Source organism: Thalassotalea euphylliae, from assembly GCF_003390375.1.
Classification (GTDB): domain Bacteria; phylum Pseudomonadota; class Gammaproteobacteria; order Enterobacterales; family Alteromonadaceae; genus Thalassotalea_F; species Thalassotalea_F euphylliae_A.
In genome coordinates this window covers 2,639,060-2,663,088 of the sequence record NZ_QUOT01000001.1, presented here as the reverse complement: position 1 = coordinate 2,663,088, position 24,029 = coordinate 2,639,060, and the positions used below count along the sequence as shown (strand labels likewise).

The window sequence follows — 24,029 nt, the reverse complement described above, 5'->3', positions numbered from 1 at the left end:
AATGAAAAGTCAGCAGTACGCCGCACCTAGCCCACTTTATGCGGTGATCGACTTGGGCTCAAATAGCTTTCATATGTTGATCACTCGTTTAGTCGCAGATGGCGTACAAACGGTTGACAAGGTAAAGCGCAAGGTGCGCCTTGCCTCAGGCTTAGACGAGCAACTGAACTTATCAGAAGAAGCCATTGGTCGCGGCCTTGAATGTTTGAGCTTTTTTGCAGAGCGTTTACAAGATATCGCGCCAGAAAATATCCGTATTGTGGCGACTGCAACCTTGCGCATTGCCAACAACGCTGATCACTTTCTCTCTCGTGCACAAGCCGTATTAAAACAGCCAGTGCGATTACTTTCGGGTATTGAAGAGGCAGAGCGTATCTACTTAGGTGTGGCACATACGAGTGAATGCAGCTCGCGAAAGTTAGTCTTAGATATTGGTGGAGCCAGTACCGAGATTATCGCTGGCGAAGATTTCGATATTCACCATGCCATCAGTTTAAATATGGGCTGTGTTACCTTTAATCAGCAGTTTTTCTGTGCCGGTCACATTGATGAAGCAGCATTTAGTAAGGCCATTGCCGAAGCGAAATCACACCTGTTGCCATACATTGCGCAATACAGCGACTTTAATTGGCAACATGTGCTCGGTGGCTCTGGCACGATGCAAGCGTTAGCAGAAATATTAATGCACCAAAACCGTTCTGCCATTGTCACCCTAGCTTTTATGCAGGAAGTCAAAGCACAACTGATAAACGCTGGGCAAGTTGAGCAAATCAATATCGGCGGATTAACCAGTGAACGTTCACCTGTACTGGCCAGTGGTTTAGCGATTCTGATTGCATTATTTGAAACCTTCGAAATTAACGCCTTGCAGCTTTCTAGCGGCGCTTTGCGCGAGGGTTTACTCTACGAGATGCTGCCAGATATGCGTTCATTGCATATCAGAACGCGTACGGTCGACTCTTTAGTTGAGCGTTTTCATATCGATGTCGCTCACGCTGAACGGGTCAGTCACCAAGCAATGCACTTGTTCAACGGTTATGCTGATAATTGGCAATTGCACGACGACAACCTAAAACAGCTAGTAAGCTGTGCCTGCCAATTACATGAAGTCGGCTTATTACTGTCATACAAAAATCATCAGCGCCACGGTGCTTATATTTTGCAACACGCCGATTTACCGGGTTTTGATCAAACAGAACGTCAGCTTTTGGTAAATTTAGTGAGGCTCTCCAAAGGTGATATTCCAGCCAAAGCGATGGCAGAATTGGCAATTACAGATACGTTAACCGCCACTCGGCTTTTAGCGATATTGCGATTAGCGATTATTTTGTGTCGCCGCCGAAAAGACGACGTTTTGCCACAATACAACACCAGTGTTAACGAGCAAATGATAAATTTATGTTTGCCAAGCCAGTGGTTAGAAGAGCATCCGTTAATTAGTGACGAATTGCTTCATGAACGTCAGCAACTTCTTGCACTAGGTCTAGATCTGACCATCGCTTGTTAACACAGCACAAGTCGCAGTGTGCCTGACTAAATAGATTAACAATAGATACCCAATGCCATATCAGGTGATCGGGTATCTGATTGTTGGGTTGGAACTAAAAGGTGAGCATAAAAGCTAGCTTTCTTCTTTTAACCAACGAGCAACTTGCTTGGCAAAATAGGTTAAAATGCCATCAGCGCCAGCACGTTTAAAGGCAAGTAAACCTTCCATTACACAAGGTTTTTCCGCTAACCAGCCGTTTTGAATTGCGGCCATATGCATGGCGTACTCTCCACTCACTTGATAAGCATATGTAGGCACGGCAAATTCGTCTTTAACACGGCGAACAATATCAAGATAAGGCATACCCGGCTTTACCATTACCATATCTGCGCCTTCAGCAATGTCTTGCGCAATTTCATGCATTGCTTCATCACTATTAGCCGGATCCATTTGATAGGTATACTTGTTACCACCTTTGAGGTTACCGCTAGAGCCAACCGCATCACGGAACGGGCCATAGTAATTAGAGGCATATTTAGCAGAGTATGCAAGTATGCGAGTATTGAAGTGTCCTGCCGCTTCAAGCGCTTCGCGAATTGCGCCTACTCGACCATCCATCATATCAGACGGCGCGACAACATCAGCGCCGGCTTGTGCATGAGACAACGCTTGTTTCACCAAAATGTCTTTCGTGACTTCGTTAATCACGTAACCGTCTTCATCAATAATGCCATCTTGGCCATGGGTAGTGAATGGATCTAATGCAACATCGGTAATAACACCTAGCTCTGGAAAAGCCGATTTTAATGCACGTACAGCGCGTTGTGCCAATCCATCAGGGTTGTAGGCTTCTTCAGCCATTAACGACTTCTGTGCTTGCGGTGTCACTGGAAATAAAGCGACAGCTGGTACGCCCAGCTCAACGAGCTCTTTCGCTTCTTCAAGCAGCAAATCAATGCTCTTGCGTTCTACGCCTGGCATTGACTCTACAACTTCACGCTGATTCTCGCCTTCTAAAACAAAGACTGGATAAATTAAGTCATTTACCGTTAATTGATGCTCTGCCATCAAGCGGCGAGAGAAATCATCTTTACGCATACGGCGCATACGTCGAGCAGGGTACTGGCCAAAGGCATTAGTCATGAGAGTGCTCCTGAATCAATAAGTCTGGGGAAATATCTTGGGTTTTAATTTGGTTGCGACCATTGTGTTTCGCTTGATACAAGGCCTTGTCGGCCGCACAGAAGATGTGTGCAGGCTCGATGTGTTCTTGCTGCGTATAAGTGGCAATGCCGCAACTTACGGTCAATGCAATGTGTTGTTCGTGATAAACAAAATCAAACGACTGCACTGCTTTTCTTAACTCTTCAGCAAGGTTAATCGCGCCCGCTTGATCGGTATCGGGTAAAATTAAGCAAAACTCTTCACCGCCGTATCGGCAACCAATATCGGTACTGCGCTTCAAGCTTTGCTTGATATGTTGAGCTAGCCAGCTTAAACACTGATCACCCGCAAGGTGACCGTATTTATCATTGACCCGTTTAAAGTAATCAAGGTCAATAACTACAAGGCTTAGCGGCGTTAGATTTCGTTTACTGCGGCGATACTCGGCGAGCATACGCTGATCGTAAAAGCGGCGATTATATAACCCCGTCAATTCGTCGATGGTATTCTTTTGCTCTAACTCGCGATTCGCTTCTTCCAGTTCAGTCAGCGCAATGTTTAATTCTAGCGTGCGCTCTTGCACTCTTTGTTCCAACTCTTCTTGGTTTTCTTCTTGCAGCGCTATCAGTTTTTCATGAGCTTGCTTAGAAGTCATTGCGTTCGCTAACGCTTGCTTTTGCGCTAACTGCTTGTCTTGCATCTGGTAGTAGTACATACGACAGATTAAAACCACGACAAGTATTACGTTAAACAAGAATGAAACAACCAAGAGTGACTCGCGTGCACTAAATGGTGAAATATCAAAAAACAGGCCGAGCGATATAATTAATCCAAACAAAAATTGCACTGCCATTATGACGCTGAATAGCAAGGCCAATCTTTGCTTGCGTTGGTGCAAATACAACCCAAGTGTAAACAGAGCAACCAACATCGCAATGAAAATTATGTTGGTTGACAGCACGATAGCTGAAAGTGGCAAGTAGAAACTGACTAGTGAGATAGCAATCAATAGCAGCGACACAAACTTTGCAAACTTGACCACACTTGGCATGTGTTTAGTCAATTGGAAGAGGTAAATAGTAAACCAGATAAATGCCAAGGTGCTTAGACCAACCAAGGCTAATAACTCTATACCTCTGAGTTCGTCATGATTCGGGAAGAGGTAATAGAGGTGACCGCCCACCAATACAGAGAGCAAGCCTGCACGTATGAAAAAATAAACTGACAGCCAAGCGAGTGCTTTGTCTCTAACCGTGATCCCCAGCAATAACGACATAATAGCAATCGCCACAACCGCACCAACCGCAAAAGCATTGCGATACTGTAAACTCCCTTGTTTAGTCGTAAATTGCTGACCACTTTCAACACTAATCGGGCGATATAATTCACTGCTAGAGAGTAATTGAATATATAGCGTGCGATATTCGTTAGGCGCTAACGTTAATTCCGTTAACCAATGATTAGTCGCTAACAGCGTCGTTGATTCTTGGTGTATTTGCTGACCGTGAGCTTCACTAAACACATTAAACGAGCTAAAAACAATATCGTTACCTAAGGTAACAAAACTTGTCGCGAATGCCTGATTAGGGTTATAAATAACTACCTTGTACCAATTACCTCCTTCGGCAATTGGTAAATGCTGTGAATCGAACTTCTGCCAAGCAGTATCAGCACTAGCAATTTGCTCTATAGTTTTTGGGGGAGTTTGGATGTCATCCTGAGAAACCTTGTATAAGGCGCTAATTTCAACGGTGCTATTTCCCAAGGCACCAAGTGCACTTCCTTGAGGTGCTTTGGTCAAATGCACTACGTCATGACTTGCGGCAACGACAAGCGAATAGCACAAACATAGCAAGGCTAAGCACCGAATAATCATAGCCTTAATCACAACGAAAAAACCTTTTTAGCGTTAGCGGTACTTATCGCGATGACTTCATCAACATCAACTTGCTTTAATTCGGCAATTTGCTCCGCGACATAGCGCAGGTATTTAGGTTCATTGCGGCTAGATTTAGGACGCGGCCTGATCGTACGCGGGGTGAGGTAGGGCGCATCGGTCTCAATCATCAAGTACTCTAGGGGCAGTGCTCGAACCGCAGCCTGTAGCTCAGCGCCACGGCGTTCATCGCAAACCCAACCGGTAATGCCAATGTAAATACCGTTTTCCACACACTGAATTAATTCTTGTTCATTACCAGTAAAGCAATGAGCAACCATGGCGGGTACTTGATCAATATAAGGTTTTAAAATAGCGAGCCAGTCTTCAAATGCATCTCGTTGATGCAAGAACAGCGGCAATGCTAGGCGACTAGCCAATTGCACTTGTTCGCGAAAAACGTTGGCTTGCTGAGCAGGTGCAGAGAAGTTTCGATTAAAATCGAGCCCACATTCACCAATCGCTTTAACTTGTGGTGAACGCGCCAGTTCAGCTAAAACATCGAGATAATCTGGGGCAACATGATCTGCATAATGAGGATGAACGCCAGCAGTAGCAGAAAGAAATTTTGTATTCGCATTGGCAAGCGCCAATGCCTGTTCACTTTCAGCAACTGTAGTACCTGTGATCATCAAATGGTTAAGCCCGCTGCTTAGTGCCGCGGTAACAACCTCTTCACGATCCTTATCAAAACGAGTACTCGTGAGGTTAACCCCAATATCAATCATGCTAGTTACGCGCTAGTTAATGCGTTTAACTCGAATTGTGCGATTAGCATCTGGTTTTTTCAAATAAAACGCGTTCATCACGCCACGCTTGATAATAACTTCTTGACCAGCGACAAACTTGGCAAAACGATCAGTATCTTTTTGCTCCCACTTTTGTCCATTCTCAAACACAAAGCGCCATTTCTTTCGCTTAGACAAGGTGACAGACTTGATCACAAAGCGCACCTCGTCAACTTGGCTTGATTTAAACTTTGCTTCTTGACCAAAGATATCTTCTGCATCAACCTGCACAATTTTAGGCGACTTCTTAGCTGGTGCCGCTGTTAATACGCTTTCGCTGGTAGCTGCCGGCACTTTATTAGCATTAACTTTTGGCTGCTTAGTCGGCGACTCTAATGATAAAGACTTAACTACAGCATCGTAACAAACAAGACGTTTCAAGCTATCTGCTTGGCTTTGACAAGTTAGCAACTGTGCCTTCAGGCTATGCGATGGGTTAGCGCTGGCCGTTAAGCTGATAAATACAAGTGATAACATTAGCGTGATTTTTTTCACTACTGCTCCTCTGATGCCTCAACGGCTTCCTTTTTCTGATAAAAGCCCGCTAACAATAAGCCAAGCTCAAATAGTAAGAGCATTGGAATCGCAAGCAAGGTTTGGGAAATAATGTCTGGTGGTGTCAGCAACATACCGACAACAAACGCGGCGACGACAATGTAAGGGCGTTTTTTACGAAGGCTTTCTGGGCTAGTAAAACCAGTCCAGCACAGCAACATGATTGCAATTGGGATCTCAAATGCTGCGCCGAAGGCAAAAAACAACTTCAACACAAAGTCTAAATAGCTACTGATATCAGTTGCTATGGTTACGCCTTCAGGGGCGACCGAGGTAAAAAAAGCAAAAGCGAGTGGAAAAACCACAAAATAAGCAAAGCTAATTCCACCGTAAAATAACAAGGTACTACCGACCATTAACGGCGCGACAAGTCGCTTTTCATTTTGATATAAACCCGGCGCTATAAATGCCCATACTTGATATAAAATCAACGGCATAGCGATAAAAATTGAAAGCACTATGGTGAGCTTAAATGGCGCAAAAAAAGGGGATGCTACATCGGTAGCGATCATTTGCGTGCCCTCAGGCATAGTCGCTAGTAAGGGCTCAGCTAAATACTGATATATGTCCTGCGCAAAATACGCTAGACAACAGAAAACCAACAAGACACTAACAACGGCACGTAACAAACGTGTGCGTAATTCAATCAAGTGGTCAAATAAAGTGTAATTAGCCTGACTGTTTGTCATTCGGCGTGGACGTCTCTTGAGTGGTCGAAGAAGCGCTGGTTAGTGCTTCTTGGTTGGTATTTTGTTGTGCATCGGGGGGAGGCTGCGTAGCTTCTGTTTGCTGAAATGGTCTATTCACCATTTCAGCAGCTTCTTGCAGCGATTTTAATGACTCTGCAACTTGCGGAGACATATTTTTAAAATCACTTTGCTCGGCTTTTTTAAGATTTTCATGCAACTCATTGATGCGCAACTCTTCTTTCAATTCAGTTTTCACTGATTGCGAGAATTGTCGAACACCATTGATCCAATCGCGCACTGTACGAATCGCCACAGGCAAACGTTCTGGACCCAGCACAAGCAAGCCAATCACGGCGATCAGCATTAACTCCCAAAAACCAATGTCGAACATAAACTAGGCGCGATCTTTTTCTTTGTCTGCAGCCGTTTTTTCAACATTAGCTGGTGCGGAATTGTCTTCCAACGAATCAGTCTTTGCAGTTGTTTCGTTATTTTCTTCAGACACTGCTTTCTTGAAACCTTTTACTGCCGAGCCTAAATCTGTACCTAATGTACGTAACTTTTTAGTACCGAACAATAAAATGACAATCACTGCGACAATCAGCAACTGCCAAATACTAATACCACCCATAAATCGCTCCTATTGATGCATCTTGGTGATGCGCACGGGCACCTGAAACAGGCTTACTTTGTACGCTGTGGCTCTATTATACCCAAGCTAACCCAAAGTGCGAGTTTCACATAGTTATTTAACTGATACAGATCACAACTGTGCTGACAACTCGTCTATACCAATTCGCATAATAATATGGTCAGCTCAGAACGGTTTCAGCGGTTCAAGTACAAGCAAAACTTTTGCAGATATAGTCACTCTCGGTTTTGTCTCCTGAGTCACTCTACCTCCTACATCCATGCAGTCGTACATCAATAAAGATTTGCGCAGTAACTGGGACGCTGAAAAGTTCCTGAAAGGCTTGGCTAAAACGCTTTATTGCTTCGTTGCTTGTCTTTGAAAGGGAGTAACCATTACGTGCAAACAAGCGCCTTGCACTAAAGCGTTTTATCACAAGCTGAGCGATCATTTATTTATGCGAAATGGTATTAAACCTATACTAAATTGATATAAAAGGTATTTTAAAGTAGCAAAATAAACGCTAATTTAATGATAGCGACTATGATAGTGGCTGTAGTTGATTGTTCATCGGATGAAGTAAATGACAAGAACGGTTTGTTACCTCAGAAAACTTGCTTTGCTGCTAATGAGCGGTGTTTTTATTGCGCCTATTGTTCATGCTCAGCAAAAAGCAGCTGAGCCAGATAACACGCCACCTCAAACAATTGAAAAACCAATAAAGCCCGACGAACAATTCACCATTGTTGGTAGCCAAAGCCAAGCTGAAATCGATTGGATGGAAAGCCTGCACAGCAAAGTAAGCGACACTGTCTTTCGTTCCGCCTTCTGGTTCGATGGCTTTTTTACCGACAATGATGACGATGACCGAGAGCGGCCAAATGTAAAAGCCAGAATTAGGCTTGGCTGGGAACCTAAAGCCAGAGACTTATCAGGTTTCGACAACAAATTTCGCGTTCGCCTTAAATTACCGCATTTTAAAGATCGCTTAGATTTGATCTTTTCCGATGATGAAGAAGATAGTTTGAGCCAGCTACCGCTTGAAGTGGTCAACACTCGTGAACAAGTGGAAGACGATTCTTTCGCAGCTGCTGTACGCTTTGTCCATCATAGCGATAGCGATCATATTACCGATACTCGCTTGGGCGTTTCATCTGGCGATATTTTTGTGCGTGCACGCCATAAAAGCCGCTATTCATGGAATAAAACCCACGGCCTGCGCGTTGAGCCCGCCTTATTTTATTTTGTGGATGATGGACTAGGGGCAAGACTACTTCTAGAGTATGACTATCAATTAAGCCTGCGCAATCAGTTCCGTTTTGATTATTCCATTCGAGGTTCTGAATCGTTCAGTGGTATTCGCTGGAAACACGGTTTTTATCACCTGCATCAATACTCTTTGAAACGCGCAGGAGCACTGGGACTAGTGATTGAAGGGGAACGAAATGGTGAGAATGGTTTTATCATCGACAACTACACGCTGAGCTATCGCTATCGCTTTAACGCCTATAAACGTTGGTTATTTTTTGAAGTTGAGCCTTTTTTAGAGTGGCCTGAAGACGAAAATTACAAAACTACACCGGGCATTGCACTGCGAGTAGAAGGTTACTTCTACAAAAACCAATAGCAATGGTAAGCAACCAATAATAACGATATCGCACTGTGCATATCACAGCGGTGATTTAAACAAGACTTGGCTGGAAACTCGATTAAGTTTATATCTGGACTAGGCGTATGTTTTATCTTTCAACGGAAGAATTGCTTGCGCGAGTTTACTTGGCTTAGCGATAAAATACCCCTGACCAAAATCACATCCAGCCGCTTGCAACTTAGCTAGCGTCTCTTGATTTTCTATGCCTTCGGCAACGAGTCGGTAACCAAATTTATTGCCAAGTTGATGCAATGCGGTAACTAAAGATAAGTGCTTGTCATTGTTGTTCAAGCTGCGAATAAAGCTGCGATCAAGCTTAATAAATTCAAATGGATACTGATGTATAAAGTTAAATGACGATTGCGAGGCACCGTAATCATCAAGCGCCAATTTAACGCCTAACTTCTTGAGTTTGCGTAAGCTAGCGAGTGCTAAATCAGGCCGTGGCAAGATCGCTGATTCATCAAATTCTAAAATCAAACGATGTGGCTCAATGCTCTGATCTTTGATCACTGCGATAAGTTCGTTTAGCTGATTATGCTGTGTCAGATATCGGCTTGATAAGTTAATGGCGATTAACGCATTTTGGTATTCAGCAGAGGTATCGGGTGATGATTGCCATAATGACAACTGCTCGACAACTTCACCAATTAACCAGCGTTCAATCTCAACAATCAAACCCGTTTCTTCCGCCATAAACAAGAATTCGCTCGGCGTTAACAAACCTTTCTCAGGGTGTTGCCAACGCAGTAAGGCTTCAAAACCAATGGTATTGGTGCGCTCTAAATTGGAGATTTGTTGATAGTGCAATTCAAACTGTTGCTGTTTAATCGCAGCTCTTAACTCTTGTTCAAGCGTCATGCTTTTAAGCAGCTGCTCGCGCATGCTATCGTCAAAAAACACATAGCGCCCACGACCTAAATTCTTCGCTTGATACATGGCTGCGTCTGCATCGCGCAGAATTTCTGATGCATCTTTGTAGGCTGGCGTACACTGTGCAATACCGATACTCGCATTCGAGTATAAACAGTGCCCATCAAGATCAAAGGGTTGACTCACTGCCTCAATGATTCGTTCGGCAACGTCTTCAACATCATCTTGATTGGTCAGCGAATCCAGTAAGATCACAAATTCATCACCGCCTAAACGAGCAAGTACGTCATTATCACGCACGCAACTTGATAGGCGCTCTGCAATTTCAATGAGAAACTTATCGCCAATATGATGACCGAGTGTATCGTTAATCAGCTTAAAGCGGTCAAGATCAATAAAGAGTACCGCAAAGCTATGCTCTACATGGCGCTTAATATGACGTAAGGCATGGGTTAATCGGTCAGTAAACAACGCTCTATTTGGCAATCGCGTTAATGCGTCATGATGTGCCTCAAAATACAAACGCGACTCCGCTTTACGACGCTCTTCAATTTCCATTCGTAATTTGTAATTTGACGTTTGCAACGCTTGCGTTCGCTCATTAACAATTTGTTCAAGCGACTCTTTACTTTGCTCGACTAAACTTAAGTCTCGTTCACGCACAACCGCACTGGTCACTTGCTGAGCAACAAAGCGGAACATTTCTAAATGCTTTTCATGGTACGCTTGTTGGTTCGAATAGTGCTGTGTCGCAATGATACCAATTGGCTGACCATGCTCAATTAATGGCGCTGCTAACCAAGTTTGAGGCTTACTCTTACTGTCAAAATCTAATAGATATTTCGCACGCTCTTTCGTGCCATCAGCGTTAAGTGTTACTAATTGACCTTGTGCTATTACCAGAGGTTTCGCAATTTTTAACGCAAGCTCAGTAAATATGGCTAAGCGTTTGTAACTATCAATGCCGATGGTGTCGGCATCTTTTTGATAAACGACTTCTGTGGATTCTTGCTTATCTTGATTGCATTGCTTAGTCACCACATAAAAGTTCTGGCACGCAAGCAAAGGCAGCAACTGCTGATGAACTTGCTCAAACAAGCTAGGTAAGTTTTTACTGGTTGCCACAACTTCAGAAACCCCCAATAACACCTGGTGGGTCATTTCTACTTGCTGGCGCTCGCAAATTTCTCGCTGTAGCCGACGATTCGATTCGGTTAGTTTCTTTGTTCTTTGCTCAATACTTTGTTCTAGCAAGGCACGGCTTTTGACACGGTCTATCGCAGTAACAAGATGTTCACCAATAAATTCAAGTAATTGGCAGTCTCGGTCATCAAAATATAGAGATTGATCGTAACTTTGCAAAGCAATTACACCGATAACCTGATGACCTCGCCTTAGTGGCACACCTAACCAATCGACACAAGCTGAGCCATAGAGCACGATTTTACCTGCTTTAGCCAGTGCCATGCGCTCAGCGGCATTGCAGTGCAGTGCTTGTTGCGTGAGATAGACTTGACCAGTTAAGCCTTTGCGCCAATCATTAAATTCGACGCGTTCTGCTAGTCGATGCTCAACAGGGTTATGACAGTAGACGATTTCAAGCTCTTTATGGTCATTAACAAGAGCAATATGAACACTGTTGGTGGTCAGCAATGAATCAATGATCTCAACCATTGCTGGGTAAAAATTTTTAAGCTCAGTAACTGTGCTGGCAAGTTCGGATAGGCGTAACAAGCTCTCCTGCATGGCTTTCACCTGCCGGTACTTGTTCAATAGTGACTTTAATTTAGGAAGTTGACGCTGCGCTAGCGAATTTTCCACAGTACTGGTGTCGCTCAAGTAACTTGTTCTTATTATTTATAATTATTTGAATTATTTCCGCCGAATAGTCTATCAAAAATCAACTAGATCACCAGTGTTAAGTAACACTAATCTAACAACTACACTCTAGCCCACACTATTAGCAATCATGACTGGTGTTATATCAAGCAAATTAGAGGAAATTAGAGGAAATTATGAATCTGAGCGCCTGATTTCGGCACAAAAAAGCCGACTTGCGTCGGCTTTCTATATGAATCAATTTTTTATGCGAGGGTACTAGAGAGTCATCGCACTTTTTAATTTATTCAGTGCATTTTTCTCTAGTTGACGAATACGCTCAGCTGATACTTGATATTTATCGGCAAGCTCTTGCAACGTCGATTTATCATCGTCTAACCAGCGCGTACGAACAATGTCTTGACTACGTTCATCTAAGGTAATCAAGGCTGATGATAATCGTTGATTAGCATGTTGCTCCCAGTTGGCTTCTTCAACTGACTGCGCTAAATCAGACTGCTTGTCTTCAAGGTATTGAGCAGGAGAGAAGTTGCCACCAGCACTAGCGCTATCGTCATCATCTGATGATAACTCGAATGCTTGATCTTGGCTGCTCATACGTGATTCCATTTCCATCACGTCTTTCGTGCTAACTCCTAACGTTTCCGCAACGGTATTCACTTCATCATTGCTAAACCAACCTAAACGTTTCTTGTTCTTACGCAGGTTGAAAAACAATTTTCGCTGTGCTTTGGTTGTCGCCACTTTCACAATACGCCAGTTCTTGAGCACGTACTCATGAATTTCTGCTTTGATCCAATGCACGGCGAAAGAAACCAAACGCACACCCACTTCTGGGTTGAAGCGCTTAACCGCCTTCATCAAGCCAACGTTACCTTCTTGAATAAGGTCAGCTTGCGGTAAACCGTATCCTGAATAGTTTTTGGCAATATGGATAACAAAACGCAGGTGCGACATGATCAGCTCTTGCGCCGAGTTAAGATCGTGCTGGTCATGCAAACGAGTGGCTAATTCGTGCTCTCGCTCTGCGGTAAGCACAGGGATGCTGTATGCAGATTGGACATATGCTTCAATGCTGCCGCTTTGCGGAACAGTTAAGGCCATTGATTGCATTGATTCACTCATTTGAAAAACCTCGATTTACACTGGAAACTATAGAAAATATTCACATAGCCGGGTCGCGATGTTAGCACGCTTTATTTACCGTTGCGACTATGAATACCAACTTTTTATTACCAGATCATGAATATCACTATTTTATTTCAGCGCCGATGAAAATAATTACGGCGTTCTGCTAGGCTAAGATTATATTTAAAAAACTTATGCTTAAAACATCATCACCTTAGCAAAGATCTCCGACCAATAGCTAAGCATTGACTGTAATTAAAGGTAAAATATTGTGTATTCCTATGTTGCGCGCCAACCTATCCTCGACATCAACCAAAATTTGGTTGCATATGAATTACTCTTTCGCGATGGCGACAGCAATTACTTTCCCAACATAAACCCCGACCAAGCAACCTCAAATATATTAACAAACAACCATTTAACTATGGGGGTTGAGCAGGTTACTGGGGATCTTCCAGCCTACATCAATTTTCATGCGGATACACTAATTCGCCACTTTCCTAGCTTTTTAGATCCTAAAAAGATCGTGATCGAAATTCTTGAAGATGTACCGATCAGCGACGAATTGTTAGCCGCATGTAAATCACTTAAAGAGCAGGGCTATGTATTGGCACTCGACGATCATGATTTTGATCCTAAATGGGATGTATTCTTACCGTATATCGATATTATTAAGGTGGATGTCTTATCGATATCGATTCTTGAAGTAAGCCGCTATGTCAACCGGATCAAGCCTTACAACAAAACTCTATTGGCAGAGAAAGTTGAAACAGCGCAGCAATTCGAACAATTGAAAATGTTAGGCTTTTCACTGTTCCAAGGGTACTTCTTTGCCAAGCCGGAAATGCTGAAACAGAAGAAGATAACAACCACCAAACACAATATTTTAGAACTTATCAATCAAGCCAGTAAAATGTCGCTCGACTTTGATCATATCAGCGATATCTTTAGTAGCGACCCAGGCTTAACCTACAAGCTACTGCGTTTTATCAATAGTCCAACCTATGGTCGTAGCCAACAAATTACCTCACTCAAGCATGCGCTTGTTTACATCGGCGAGGTTGAGCTGAAAAAGTTTATCGCGCTATTGGCACTATCTGATCTGGCCGAAGATAAAGCCAGCGAGTTAATGCGCATATCATTGTTCAGAGCAAGATTTTGTGAACAAATTGGCCAGCTACTTAAAGATAGTGATAACCCACCGAAAGCCTTTTTAACTGGCTTGCTTTCGATGATAGACGGAATATTAGATCACGATATTCAGAGCGTGGTGGAAATTTTACCCATAGATCAAGACATCAAATCAGCCTTGCTGGGAGAGGCTATCTACCTGACAAATTACCTAGATCTGGCCAAGCACTTTGAACAAGGGCAATGGCTGCACAGTGAAAGCATCGCACAACAATTTGGTCTCGATATGGAAAAATGCTCGGCAGCGCATATTGAAGCAATGAGTTGGGCAGACAGTATGCTCAGCTGCTAATCTGCGGTTGGCTCGATGGCTCGAATGTGCTGTCGAACCGACAAGTAACTACCTAGCAAACCCAGTAAAATTGCAGCAAAGAGTAAAATTAAATTTTCACTCGCAGACAAGGTTTCTAACTCAAACTTGCTACCGTATAAGCCAGTTAGATCGGTAATGGCTCCAGAAAGGTAATGAGCAAGAATAAAGATGGCTAAGTTTGCGAAAAAACCACCCGCAATACCATACCACATGCCAGCATACATAAATGGCCGTTGAATAAAGCTGTCGGTCGCGCCAACCAACTTCATTACTGCGATAGCGTCTTTTTGATTGAGTATCGCCAGGCGAATCGTATTACCGATAATTAATACCACTGACAAGCAAAGCAACAATGCAACGCCTATCACCACATCTTCAACCAGCTTTGCCATCGCTTCTAGACGAGTTAACCACTCTAAATCAAGCTTACCTTGGTCAACTTCGCGTTCTTGCTCAAGCTTGGCAAGTAAATCACGTACCGCATGTGCTTGGCTAGCACGCTGTGTTGGCGATACCAGCAGTGTTGCAGGCAAGGGGTTGCTGTCAAGATAGGCCAGCGCATCACCATAGCCAGAGTGTGCTTTAAAGTCTTTCAACGCCTGCTCAGCAGAAATATATTCAACCGCCGCAACTTCAGGGTAAAGCTCTACTCGGCTGGCAAAGTTTTGCGCGGCTTTATCATTAATATTTAGCTTTAAAAACAGGGTAATTTCCGAGGCCGAATCCCACTGTGCAACAACCGTATCGGCATTCTTAACAAATAAATGCAAAGTAGCCGGTAACGTAAGGCTAATACCTAAGACCAGTAACGTCATCAAGGTAGTAAATGGCGTGCGCCATAAGTCACCTAAGCTGCCGATAGCTTGCTGTAAATGGCGTAATGGAAACGCTAGCATGCGCTGCACTAAACTTACTTTAGGTTGCTGTTGGGGCTGGAATTCACTAGTCATAGCGTGTTTCACCATTAGCCATTGCATCATCCGGCTGTAAGCCGTCAACAAGGCCATCATTGATCATATTACCCGCTCGAAGCGTTAACGTGCGATAGCGCATACGAGCGATTAAGCCAAGGTCATGGGTGGCAATTAGTACAGAAACGCCAACAGAGTTAAACTCTTCAAATAGCTTAATAATTTCTAGTGAAAGCTTAGGATCTAGGTTACCTGTTGGCTCATCAGCAAGCAGAATAGGGGGCTTGTTGACGATTGCTCGCGCAATCCCGACACGCTGCTGTTCACCACCTGAAAGCATATTGGGGAAGCTTTTTTGTTTGTTGCCCAAGTGCACCTTGTCTAGCGCCGCATCTACACGCTTGCGAATTTCTTTCTGACTGTAACCTTCAATAATCAATGGCAACGCAACATTGTCAAAAACAGTGCGATCCATCAGTAAGTTATGATTTTGGAAAATCATACCAATATGGCGGCGCATGTAAGGTACTTGTCGGTAACCGACCTGAGCGAGATCTTGATTATTGATATGAATAGTACCTGAACTTGGTTTTTCCATCAGGCTGATCAGCTTAAGTAAGGTACTCTTACCGGCACCAGAGTGGCCTGTTAAAAAGGCCATCTCGCCAGGGGCTATTTGAAAGCTCACTTGCTTTAAGGCAAGGAAGCCGCCGAGGTAGGTTTTGTTTACTTGGTCAAAGCGGATCATTTATTGTTGTTATTGTTTGCGTTTAGGTTAATGTGCGACTGATTTATTGGCCGTCTTTTGTCTTTATTTTCTTTTGTTAGTGCATAGCGTTGGAGTAATTTAAGTTAACCAACGCTACAACTAATGCTTTATTGTTATCATCCCTGAGTTTAAAAGCAACGACTAAAGCCTGTCGCGACAATTACCATTAGCGCTATTTGTTCTTATGGGCTCAATGTTTAGCTGTTCTCTTTAGCTATTTTCCTTACTAAACAAGGCTTCAATAAAGTCATCACTATTAAATGGACGCAAGTCGTCAATACCTTCACCGACGCCAATGTAGCGAATTGGGATTTGGTATTTATCGGCAATCGCGAATACCACACCACCTTTTGCAGTGCCATCAAGTTTGGTTAATGTAATACCAGATAAGTTAACCGCTTCATCAAATAACTGCGCTTGGCTAAGCGCGTTTTGACCAGTGCCAGCATCTATGGTGAGCATCACTTCGTGTGGTGCGTTTTCGTCGATTTTCTTCATCACACGTACCACTTTCTTCAACTCTTCCATCAAGTGGCCTTTGTTTTGTAGTCGACCTGCAGTATCGGCAATTAATACATCTGCTCCACGCGCCTTAGCAGCATTTAATGCATCAAAGATAACCGATGCACTGTCTGCGCCAGTGTGCTGAGCAATAACCGGAATATCGTTGCGCTCACCCCAAACTTGCAGTTGCTCTACCGCCGCTGCACGGAAGGTATCGCCCGCAGCTAACATAACCGACTTACCCTGCGCCTGAAGTTGCTTGGTGAGTTTACCAATGGTTGTGGTTTTACCCACACCATTAACGCCAACCATTAAAATCACGTAAGGCGAATCGCTTTTTGGAATATCAAGCGGCTGAGTAACGGGGTCTACTAAGTTTTTCAATTCCACTTTAAGCAAGTCATAAAGCGCTTCTGCATCTTTGAGTTGCTTTCTCGACGCGGCATCGGTCAGTGAGTCGATAATTTTCATTGTGGTATCAACACCGACATCAGCCAGCAACAGGTGAGTTTCTAATTCTTCAAAGAGATCATCATCAATTTTTTTACCATGAAACAGATCGAAAATACTGCCACCTAGGTTTTGGCGAGTTTTGCTTAAGCTCTGTTTTAAACGTGCAAAGAAACCTTGTTTCTGCTCTGGCTCTGGCTCTGGCTCTGGCTCTGGCTCTGGCTCTGGCTCTGGCTCTGGCTCTGGCTCTGGCTCTGGCTCTGGCTCTGGCTCTGGCTCTGGCTCTGGCTCTGGCTCTGGCAAGACATTTTTGATGTCACTATCGGCTGAAACAAGAGCTTTTTCTTCAACAGGTTCTGGGCTTAAATCACCAGTAGATTCAACTGCTGCTTCTGGTTCGATTGGCTTTTCATCAACTGGCGCTGTTTGCTCAACTTGTGGCTGCTCTTGTGGTGCATCTATTTTTGCAACTGGCGTATCTTGCTCGGCCGTTTCTATGTCAGCAGGCACTGCTTCGCTGCTTTTTGATTCCGCAGTGGTTGATTCAGTGATTGCTAATTCGTTAGTTTGGGGGTCGCTAGCCTGTGCATCGTTTACATCACTTGATGTATCGTCTTTACCAAAGCCTAATTTCGACCAGAAACCTTGTTTTTTCTGTTCGGTTTCAGCTGAACTTACACTTGATTCACTAGCAACTTCTTGCTCAGGGGAATTCTGTTTGCCTCGACCAAAACGAGAAAATAAGCCTTTTTTCTTTGCCATAATATCTACTATTAATTACTTGGTTGCGCTTGCTCGATAAAGCAAGTTTGGTTCGTACTTTAGCCATGGTCACAGCATTAAGTTAACTTGATGCAGACAATCTAAGCCAGACATCACCTCGACGACATGCCATCTTAAAGAATGTCTCCAGTGTGTTGTCAATTCGATAGGTTTGGCATCCTTATAGCCAAGCAAGCGGATACCAGATAAAATTGGTCGCTATATTACCACCTAATTCTGTCTTGAAAAACCAGACGCCTTATCTTATACCAATTGAATTAATTAATTGATCAATTCAGAGCGCTGTCAGCGTTGGGAGAACAAGCCAAATTTTTGTTGATATAGTTGTTCTACATCTCATCAATTTGGCGAAGTTATCGCGACGCTGAAACGCTCCCAACGGGCGAGTTTAAAAGGCTCATATGTGGCGTTATTGATTTTGACAAGGGATTACCATTCTCTGAAATCAATGCCTTGCCTCTAAGCCTTTTAATTCTCGCTGAATGATTAAGTATTGATTTCAATTGGTATTTGTTGGCTCGATGTCAATCAGATCAAATAAATGAGTAATGCTAAATGAATAAAGCGCGCGCTCGCAAACGCTCAACGACTTCTTCGACAGCTAAGTCACAAAAATCAACTAGCTCAATTCGTATCATTGCAGGTCAGCACAGAGGAAGAAAACTGCCTGTTTTATCAGCTGATGGCCTGCGCCCAACAACCGATCGCGTTAAAGAAACCTTGTTCAACTGGTTAATGACAGAGATTCAGGGCAGTAGCTGCTTAGACTGCTTTGCCGGAGCAGGTAGCTTGGGTTTTGAAGCGCAGTCGCGTGGCGCAGAAATAGTCACTATGATCGAACTCAATGACGCCGCAGCCAAACAGTTAAAAGCCAACCAATCATTGCTAAACGCCACCAACCTAGAGGTGGTGAATACCAACACTTTAGATTTTCTTACCAAGCCTAAAAACCAGTTCGATATTGTATTTATTGATCCGCCATTTAGACAGCAACTGGCTCAGCAAACCATTGATTTGCTCACTTCAGGTTGGCTTAGTGAAAACGCGTTAGTTTATGTAGAAACAGAATCCGATAGCCCAACACCAAGTGTGCCAGCAAACTGGCAGTTAGCAAAAGAGAAAACTGCAGGCCAGGTTACCTATCGCTTGTACCAGCTAGTATAAGTAATACAAAGCAAACATGGTTAGGCTATTGCAAGTTGCGTGAGCAACGATCGCTAAGCTGGTACTGTGGTATTTTACCCGTATCCAAGTGAAGTAAAGTCCCAGCACAAATACAAAAATGATGCCTGCCATACTGTATTGAATATGAATGGCTGCGAACAACAAACTTGTGATAGCAATCGCACCGACCTGCCCCAATTGCGTTAAGGCGAAGCGCTTAAATAGCCAGCCCCGAAAAACAAGTTCTTCAACGATGGGCGCCAACACACAAGTATTCAACAAAATAAACCATATTGGCGTGGCAGAGTTCTTGAGCTGCTCCATAAATGGCTCTTCTTCAAGCGCCAAGACATAAGTTGCGATCGTCATCATTAGCCAAAATGCTGCGCTAAAGACAATCACTAACCATACTAGTTTCGGTAATGGCAGAGCCAAGTTGAGGAAATGTCGGGCTGATCTAGTTTCATGGCAGGACTGGGGTTCATGACTATATTTTGCCAATAACCATAAGCAGGGCAGTACTATCAAATAAACCGCAAACGTCATGGCAAGTAGGGTTTCAACCTGAGCAAACCAAGCATCGCCGCTTGCTACTCCGTATGCTTGTGCATACATGCCAAAGCCAAAGCTGACGATAAAACTTGGCACTATGTACAGAAACAGCGCCCAAAATAAGGTGACTATAATCGACGGCGTGGTTGCTAACTTTTGTTGGCTATTTAAAGTGCTAACTGCTTGCTTATCCTTTGATTCTTGTGGTTCCATCCGAAGGTTTCCAAGTTTTTATTCTGCTATTGCAAAAAGATTATGGCAAAAAAAGACGATTAAATTTCGATACCTAAGTTCGATAGTCCTTCTTCTAACACCATCGCCTTTGCTTGCTTACAGGTGTTCTTGTTTTCAGGCGCTTGTTTAAGAAAATCGAACAACTCATTTTGGGTTGCTCGCTCCCATACCATCAAAGGGTGCTGCTTAACTTGTTGTCTGATCAGCTCTGTTGGGTCTTCTTGGCCATCATCAAGATCATCACCCACCTCATCCGCAAACTCTTCAGCCAGCATTAATTCAATGTAATAACTGACGCTGTTGGTTGATAAACGTGAAACGCTGGCAAATTCTTGTGGGTCTTTGCTTTGCAACGCTTGTAACAAGGACATCAATGCCATGCAAACATCAAGTGCCGGGAAGACACCAAAAAAATCAAACGCTTGTGGCTCAGGCGTTTGCTGCTCTAGCTTTTCCAGCTGAGCATCGATATTCATTTTTATTTTTTGCGAGCTATCGAGGCGTTGCCACAATAAATCTAACTGATTGCGCAGCACAGATGGATCACCAAATTCTGCCGCTTGCGAAAACATTGTATAATTGGGCAACATACGCTCGAGCAGGGCACAACAAAAAGCCGTTTGTTGCCATTGAGATAATTTTGCGAAAGGCAAATGCATTGCCATAGAGAAAGCCTCGTTAACTAGCGTTGCCGAGAGTATATCAGAGAAAAATCATTGTCGCGGCGAGTTTACACGCTGTTTAATGGTTCAGTAAAAGCTACTGTGGATTATCTTTAGCAATAAAGCGCTCAACGATCTGTTGAATGACGCCTGTTTTTTTCATTTTGTAAATTTCGATATCAAATTTAATCGCAAAGTCTTTTTTAAATGGAAAATTTTGCTCAGCATTAATATCGCTATAACCTAAATAGCCGTCATTGCGAAATATCGTTGTGGCTTCGACTAAGTTAACCCCGTTGCGATCGTATTTTTGATACTCCCCCGACTGTTTCATCTGCTTAACATACCAAGAGAACACACTGCGTGGCATGATAGTGCAATCCGCCCGTGCTAACAGTAAAAAGGAAATAATACTTTCAGCCTTGTCGAGTAGTTTAAGTTCGACTTTTTTCTCTTTTGCCAGTTGAAAAAACTGCTCACCAGCTCGGCCATCACCACGTGCCATAACAAACCTAAGACCTTGATAATCCATTGGAAAATTGGTATCTACAGGTGGTGCTGCGTTTTCGTTGCACACTACAACATCATGTTGAGTAAAAAGCGGTAATGAATAGGGCCAGATATAAGGGCGTTTCGGCTCAGTCTCGGTTAGCCAGTCATGAGCATGAAAATATGGAGGAAGAATTGCAAAAGTTGCTCCGGCTGCCGCTTCCTGCTTTGCTCTGGCCCAAGGTAAGACATTAAAAGATGCCGTATAATCTGGCATTCTTGCCAGTGCCGCTTTGACAATTTCAATATAAATACCTGTCAGTTCACCGTCTTTATTGGTGAAGGCAAACGGTGGCAATGTATCATAAGTTGCAATTTTTACATGCTGGGCGGAGAGTACTGCGGGATTAACGAACAACCATAGAAGCAGTGCAAAGCACACTTTTTTCATACATAAAGTTTAGATAAAACAAGGTGCGGGTATTATGTGGTGAATAAACACACAAAACAAGTGCTGCGTGCTTGAGGGGTTATGTAACTGACTTACCTACCGAGCGAACACCTGAGTAGAAATTAAGACTAGAGCTTTAGGATCAGCAATGTAGCTAGTTTTGCTGAAGCTGCTGCTGCGCGTATTCAAAGCGCAAACGATATTCGCGTAATTTGTCTTCTAACTCAGTCAACTCTTGCTCGTGCTTAGTATTAAGCTCTAAGTTTTCATCACGCAGATACTTAATTGTTTCGCGGGTATTATTGTTATCTTGCTCGAATTTCTCTTTCGCATTAGCCAGCTTTTCTTCCGCTTTTTGCTCATTTGCTAGTGCTTGCTTGATTTGTTCGTTTAGCTTATCGAGTTTGATCTGCTGTTGTTCTGAGCTTTGCTGTTCTTGCGTTAATTGCTTTTCAAGCGATGCCACTTGGCTGGTTAAATATTCAATTTTCTCCGTAAACAAAGATTCACCAGCCGCTAACTTGCCAGTTAATTCACTAATAATGGCATCATCACTTTCATGTTGCTTTTGCGCGATGGTGACTTTTTCTGTCAACGTCGCCACTTGCTCTTGCAATGCCTTAACTTGCTGAAGCTGAGACTGATGCTCGCGTTCAGCATCATTAGCTTTCATTTTGGCTTGCTCAATTTGCTGCTGATAACTGCGTTCAGCAGCTTGATATTTTTCCGTTTCAACTTGATGCTGTTCAGCTTGCTTTGCTGACGCTTGCTGATGATGAATTTCAAGCTGCGTTAATTGGTCAGATTTCTCAGCAAGTGCTTGTTTAGCGTCATCCAGCGCTTTGGTTTGCTGCTCGCCATGGCTGTTAGACTGTGTTAACTGAGCTGATAACTGCTTAACCTGTGCTTCAAGTGTCTCGCTTTGTTTTGCAGCGTCACCAACTTGTTGTTCCAACGCTTGCTTATTTTGCTCTACTTTCTGCAAACTTTGCTGAAGTAGGTTCACTTGCTCAACTTTGTCGTTTAGCTCGGCAGTTAATGCATCTAACTCAGTTTTAAATTCACTACGTTGCTGCTCTGCTTCCGCTAGCTTGGCCTGCAACTCTCCTTGGTCTTTATCCTGTTGCGCTTGGCTTTGGCCAAGCTGGGCAGTCAGTGTAGTGACTTGCTCCGTTAGTTGTTTAGTTTGCGCTTGTTCGTTGGCCAATGATGCTTGCATGCTTTCACTTTTCTGGCCAAATTGTGATTGAGCATGCTCTAGTGCACTACTAACTTCATTTAACTTAGTATTGAGATCAGATATTTGCTGATTTTGAACTTCCAGCGTTGCGGTTTTTGCTTTGTCTGATTTGAGTAGGTTTTGCTCTTTTGTTGCTAGCGTTTGGTTTTCTTGTTTAGTCTGTGCTAGTTGCTCGGTGATATCTACCAGCTTTTCCTGAGTTTTATTTTGCTCATCATTTAACTCAGCAATCTGTTGTTCTTGCGCTGCAATGTTTGCAATTTTTTCTTTGAGTACTTGCTCAGTATCAGTAAGTTTAGCGTTGTTCAATTCACCAATATTTTTTACTTCAGATTCGCTAGCATCAAGCTTCGCTTGCAGCTCATCGAGTGCTAGTTGGTGTTTGGCTTGTTCTGATTCGGTTTGTTGGTTAGCCGCGGCGAGATCTGCTGCTAACTGTTGTTGCTTCTCGAGGGCAGCTTGGTAGAGCTGATGTTCTGTGATCACTTGCTCTGAGATAGGTTGTTGTTGCGCAGACGATATAATACTCGCCATACGCTCTTCTACTTGAATGTAGACTTCACTGGCTAGGCTTTGTATTTGTTCTTCCAGTTCCTTGGAAAGTTTATTGTTGTCTGCCATAAAATCCTCGTTATTTACCACATAACCTATTATTAGCAATGTAACTTAAACTAACACAGCAGTGGCTAGTTGTTAACCGTTATTGCACGCTGTATGAGTACCGAAGAGTTATACCAATAAAAAAGGGGCCTAAGCCCCTAATTTGTGATTAATATAATGATTATATTAATAATTTTATAAATTCATTTTATTTTTCAAGTGGTACTACTTGTACGCCAGCCACCTTCACGTCACTCTGTTCGTTACGTAACTGAGCCAGACGATTTAATTGACCAATTGACGATAGCATTGAGTGGATTGGGATAAACATGCCACGCTTGTGAAAATCTAGTACTTGCTCGTCTGACAACTCACGTAGCTTCGGCTCTTTAATGGTATGAATACCAACAATTTTTTTCTTCTCACCGTTGGCAAAGGTAATCACTAGTTCAACTTCTTCAAGTAATTCTGCGTCTTGCATTTCTTTGATGAAGCGCTCAGTCATGACTTCACTTTCATATAAACGGCCAAGCGTGTCTTGAATGTTCTTCATCAAGTCAGTTTCTTCGCCTTTTTCGTTATACAAAGGTAGCTCTTTATCTTCACCTACATATTCGCTATCTAGGTCAACACAAGCCGTTAGTGTTTTTTCTTTGTCTGGGTCTAAACCTAATGAGAATGGCACCATACCAACACTTTGCGGTGCGTATAAACCAGTCCAGTCATCACCTTTCAAGAATAAGTTTTCCCCCGTTTCTAAACCTAGCATAGCCACTGAGCGGAAACGATTTGAGTCAGGGTCTTTAACAATAAATACAGGGTAGCTCATTGCACCTTTTGAGTACTCTGGCGCAGTAATTGGCACAATATGTAAGCCTGCAATATGCTTTAAACTGCGCTGTGCAGCGATTTTTAAATTTTGGTGATGTTCTTTTTTAATTGGTACTAAATTCGCCATGGCAATACTTCTCTC

The 24,029-nt window shown here is 43.2% G+C and carries 21 protein-coding genes; 4 read left to right on the top strand and 17 right to left on the bottom strand.

Annotation, left to right across the window (positions count from 1 at the left end; translation table 11 throughout):
* Position 1: 1 nt before the first annotated feature.
* Complete coding sequence (locus DXX94_RS11845) at positions 2-1,507, top strand: Ppx/GppA phosphatase family protein (RefSeq protein WP_116016115.1); 1,506 nt, start codon at positions 2-4, stop codon at positions 1,505-1,507.
* Between the two features lie 114 nt (positions 1,508-1,621).
* Here the strand turns inward: DXX94_RS11845 and hemB are convergent, their stop codons facing one another.
* The 7 genes from hemB to tatA all read right to left on the bottom strand — a co-directional run bounded on the left by hemB (position 1,622) and on the right by tatA (position 7,252).
* On the bottom strand, positions 1,622-2,632 hold the full coding sequence (hemB, locus tag DXX94_RS11840; protein ID WP_116016113.1) for a porphobilinogen synthase: 1,011 nt from the start codon (positions 2,630-2,632) through the stop codon (positions 1,622-1,624).
* Positions 2,625-4,454 (bottom strand): GGDEF domain-containing protein, encoded by a 1,830-nt coding sequence (locus DXX94_RS11835; protein ID WP_181901545.1) that lies wholly within the window; start codon positions 4,452-4,454, stop codon positions 2,625-2,627. The genes hemB and DXX94_RS11835 overlap by 8 nt, the downstream gene beginning before the upstream one ends.
* Before the next feature lie 83 nt (positions 4,455-4,537).
* Positions 4,538-5,317, bottom strand: a complete 780-nt coding sequence (locus DXX94_RS11830) for a TatD family hydrolase (protein ID WP_116016109.1) — start codon at positions 5,315-5,317, stop codon at positions 4,538-4,540.
* Positions 5,318-5,329: 12 nt separating this feature from the next.
* Positions 5,330-5,872, bottom strand: a complete 543-nt coding sequence (locus DXX94_RS11825; RefSeq protein WP_116016107.1) for a hypothetical protein — start codon at positions 5,870-5,872, stop codon at positions 5,330-5,332.
* Complete coding sequence (gene tatC / locus DXX94_RS11820; protein ID WP_116016105.1) at positions 5,872-6,621, bottom strand: twin-arginine translocase subunit TatC; 750 nt, start codon at positions 6,619-6,621, stop codon at positions 5,872-5,874. The genes DXX94_RS11825 and tatC overlap by 1 nt, the downstream gene beginning before the upstream one ends.
* Positions 6,602-7,012, bottom strand: coding sequence for a Sec-independent protein translocase protein TatB (gene tatB / locus DXX94_RS11815; protein ID WP_116016103.1), 411 nt, complete (start codon positions 7,010-7,012; stop codon positions 6,602-6,604). The genes tatC and tatB overlap by 20 nt, the downstream gene beginning before the upstream one ends.
* A 3-nt stretch (positions 7,013-7,015) precedes the next feature.
* Positions 7,016-7,252: a Sec-independent protein translocase subunit TatA gene (gene tatA, locus DXX94_RS11810; protein ID WP_116002190.1), complete on the bottom strand. Its 237-nt coding sequence runs from the start codon at positions 7,250-7,252 to the stop codon at positions 7,016-7,018.
* 583 nt (positions 7,253-7,835) lie between these two features.
* Between tatA and DXX94_RS11805 the strand changes: the two genes are divergently transcribed.
* Positions 7,836-8,879 (top strand): hypothetical protein, encoded by a 1,044-nt coding sequence (locus DXX94_RS11805; RefSeq protein ID WP_147302275.1) that lies wholly within the window; start codon positions 7,836-7,838, stop codon positions 8,877-8,879.
* 99 nt (positions 8,880-8,978) lie between these two features.
* Here DXX94_RS11805 and DXX94_RS11800 read toward each other — a convergent pair whose 3' ends face one another.
* Both DXX94_RS11800 and rpoH read right to left on the bottom strand, forming a co-directional pair.
* Positions 8,979-11,522: a bifunctional diguanylate cyclase/phosphodiesterase gene (locus DXX94_RS11800; protein WP_147302274.1), complete on the bottom strand. Its 2,544-nt coding sequence runs from the start codon at positions 11,520-11,522 to the stop codon at positions 8,979-8,981.
* A gap of 351 nt (positions 11,523-11,873) precedes the next feature.
* On the bottom strand, positions 11,874-12,740 hold the full coding sequence (gene rpoH / locus DXX94_RS11795; RefSeq protein ID WP_116016097.1) for an RNA polymerase sigma factor RpoH: 867 nt from the start codon (positions 12,738-12,740) through the stop codon (positions 11,874-11,876).
* 274 nt (positions 12,741-13,014) lie between these two features.
* On the opposite strand from rpoH, the gene DXX94_RS11790 reads away from it, so the two are divergent.
* Positions 13,015-14,226 carry an EAL and HDOD domain-containing protein gene (locus DXX94_RS11790; protein WP_116016095.1) on the top strand — a complete coding sequence of 404 codons (1,212 nt, stop codon included), beginning with the start codon at positions 13,015-13,017 and terminating at the stop codon, positions 14,224-14,226.
* Here DXX94_RS11790 and ftsX read toward each other — a convergent pair.
* From ftsX to ftsY, 3 genes are all read right to left on the bottom strand, one after another.
* Positions 14,223-15,197 carry a permease-like cell division protein FtsX gene (gene ftsX, locus DXX94_RS11785; RefSeq protein WP_116016093.1) on the bottom strand — a complete coding sequence of 325 codons (975 nt, stop codon included), beginning with the start codon at positions 15,195-15,197 and terminating at the stop codon, positions 14,223-14,225. The genes DXX94_RS11790 and ftsX overlap by 4 nt on opposite strands.
* Complete coding sequence (gene ftsE / locus DXX94_RS11780; protein ID WP_116016091.1) at positions 15,190-15,906, bottom strand: cell division ATP-binding protein FtsE; 717 nt, start codon at positions 15,904-15,906, stop codon at positions 15,190-15,192. Before ftsE ends, ftsX begins: the two co-directional genes overlap by 8 nt.
* A 231-nt stretch (positions 15,907-16,137) precedes the next feature.
* Positions 16,138-17,643, bottom strand: a complete 1,506-nt coding sequence (ftsY, locus tag DXX94_RS11775; RefSeq protein ID WP_116016089.1) for a signal recognition particle-docking protein FtsY — start codon at positions 17,641-17,643, stop codon at positions 16,138-16,140.
* Between the two features lie 576 nt (positions 17,644-18,219).
* On the opposite strand from ftsY, the gene rsmD reads away from it, so the two are divergent.
* Entirely contained in the window at positions 18,220-18,828 is a 609-nt protein-coding gene (gene rsmD / locus DXX94_RS11770; RefSeq protein WP_116016087.1) for a 16S rRNA (guanine(966)-N(2))-methyltransferase RsmD, read from the top strand.
* On the opposite strand, the gene DXX94_RS11765 is transcribed toward rsmD, so the two are convergent.
* The 5 genes from DXX94_RS11765 to DXX94_RS11745 all read right to left on the bottom strand — a co-directional run bounded on the left by DXX94_RS11765 (position 18,820) and on the right by DXX94_RS11745 (position 24,014).
* On the bottom strand, positions 18,820-19,593 hold the full coding sequence (locus tag DXX94_RS11765; protein WP_116016085.1) for a CPBP family intramembrane glutamic endopeptidase: 774 nt from the start codon (positions 19,591-19,593) through the stop codon (positions 18,820-18,822). The genes rsmD and DXX94_RS11765 overlap by 9 nt on opposite strands.
* Positions 19,594-19,652: 59 nt before the next feature.
* The gene (locus DXX94_RS11760) at positions 19,653-20,279 is read right to left on the bottom strand and encodes a YjaG family protein (protein ID WP_116016083.1); all 627 of its coding nucleotides are present in this window, start codon (positions 20,277-20,279) and stop codon (positions 19,653-19,655) included.
* Between the two features lie 94 nt (positions 20,280-20,373).
* Positions 20,374-21,216: a substrate-binding periplasmic protein gene (locus tag DXX94_RS11755; protein ID WP_116016081.1), complete on the bottom strand. Its 843-nt coding sequence runs from the start codon at positions 21,214-21,216 to the stop codon at positions 20,374-20,376.
* A gap of 154 nt (positions 21,217-21,370) precedes the next feature.
* Positions 21,371-23,077 (bottom strand): hypothetical protein, encoded by a 1,707-nt coding sequence (locus DXX94_RS11750; protein ID WP_116016079.1) that lies wholly within the window; start codon positions 23,075-23,077, stop codon positions 21,371-21,373.
* Between the two features lie 187 nt (positions 23,078-23,264).
* The gene (locus DXX94_RS11745) at positions 23,265-24,014 is read right to left on the bottom strand and encodes a SapC family protein (RefSeq protein WP_116002203.1); all 750 of its coding nucleotides are present in this window, start codon (positions 24,012-24,014) and stop codon (positions 23,265-23,267) included.
* Positions 24,015-24,029 lie beyond the last annotated feature (15 nt).

Excerpts from the sequence above, each read along its gene's own strand:
- DXX94_RS11845 (WP_116016115.1), top strand. The coding sequence starts at position 2 with ATGAAAAGTCAGCAGTACGCCGCACCTAGCCCACTTTATGCGGTGATC.
- hemB (WP_116016113.1), bottom strand. The coding sequence starts at position 2,632 with ATGACTAATGCCTTTGGCCAGTACCCTGCTCGACGTATGCGCCGTATG.
- DXX94_RS11830 (WP_116016109.1), bottom strand. The coding sequence starts at position 5,317 with ATGATTGATATTGGGGTTAACCTCACGAGTACTCGTTTTGATAAGGAT.
- tatC (WP_116016105.1), bottom strand. The coding sequence starts at position 6,621 with ATGACAAACAGTCAGGCTAATTACACTTTATTTGACCACTTGATTGAA.
- tatB (WP_116016103.1), bottom strand. The coding sequence starts at position 7,012 with ATGTTCGACATTGGTTTTTGGGAGTTAATGCTGATCGCCGTGATTGGC.
- tatA (WP_116002190.1), bottom strand. The coding sequence starts at position 7,252 with ATGGGTGGTATTAGTATTTGGCAGTTGCTGATTGTCGCAGTGATTGTC.
- DXX94_RS11805 (WP_147302275.1), top strand. The coding sequence starts at position 7,836 with ATGACAAGAACGGTTTGTTACCTCAGAAAACTTGCTTTGCTGCTAATG.
- DXX94_RS11800 (WP_147302274.1), bottom strand. The coding sequence starts at position 11,522 with ATGCAGGAGAGCTTGTTACGCCTATCCGAACTTGCCAGCACAGTTACT.
- rpoH (WP_116016097.1), bottom strand. The coding sequence starts at position 12,740 with ATGAGTGAATCAATGCAATCAATGGCCTTAACTGTTCCGCAAAGCGGC.
- ftsX (WP_116016093.1), bottom strand. The coding sequence starts at position 15,197 with ATGACTAGTGAATTCCAGCCCCAACAGCAACCTAAAGTAAGTTTAGTG.
- ftsE (WP_116016091.1), bottom strand. The coding sequence starts at position 15,906 with ATGATCCGCTTTGACCAAGTAAACAAAACCTACCTCGGCGGCTTCCTT.
- ftsY (WP_116016089.1), bottom strand. The coding sequence starts at position 17,643 with ATGGCAAAGAAAAAAGGCTTATTTTCTCGTTTTGGTCGAGGCAAACAG.
- rsmD (WP_116016087.1), top strand. The coding sequence starts at position 18,220 with ATGAATAAAGCGCGCGCTCGCAAACGCTCAACGACTTCTTCGACAGCT.
- DXX94_RS11765 (WP_116016085.1), bottom strand. The coding sequence starts at position 19,593 with ATGGAACCACAAGAATCAAAGGATAAGCAAGCAGTTAGCACTTTAAAT.
- DXX94_RS11760 (WP_116016083.1), bottom strand. The coding sequence starts at position 20,279 with ATGGCAATGCATTTGCCTTTCGCAAAATTATCTCAATGGCAACAAACG.
- DXX94_RS11755 (WP_116016081.1), bottom strand. The coding sequence starts at position 21,216 with ATGAAAAAAGTGTGCTTTGCACTGCTTCTATGGTTGTTCGTTAATCCC.
- DXX94_RS11750 (WP_116016079.1), bottom strand. The coding sequence starts at position 23,077 with ATGGCAGACAACAATAAACTTTCCAAGGAACTGGAAGAACAAATACAA.
- DXX94_RS11745 (WP_116002203.1), bottom strand. The coding sequence starts at position 24,014 with ATGGCGAATTTAGTACCAATTAAAAAAGAACATCACCAAAATTTAAAA.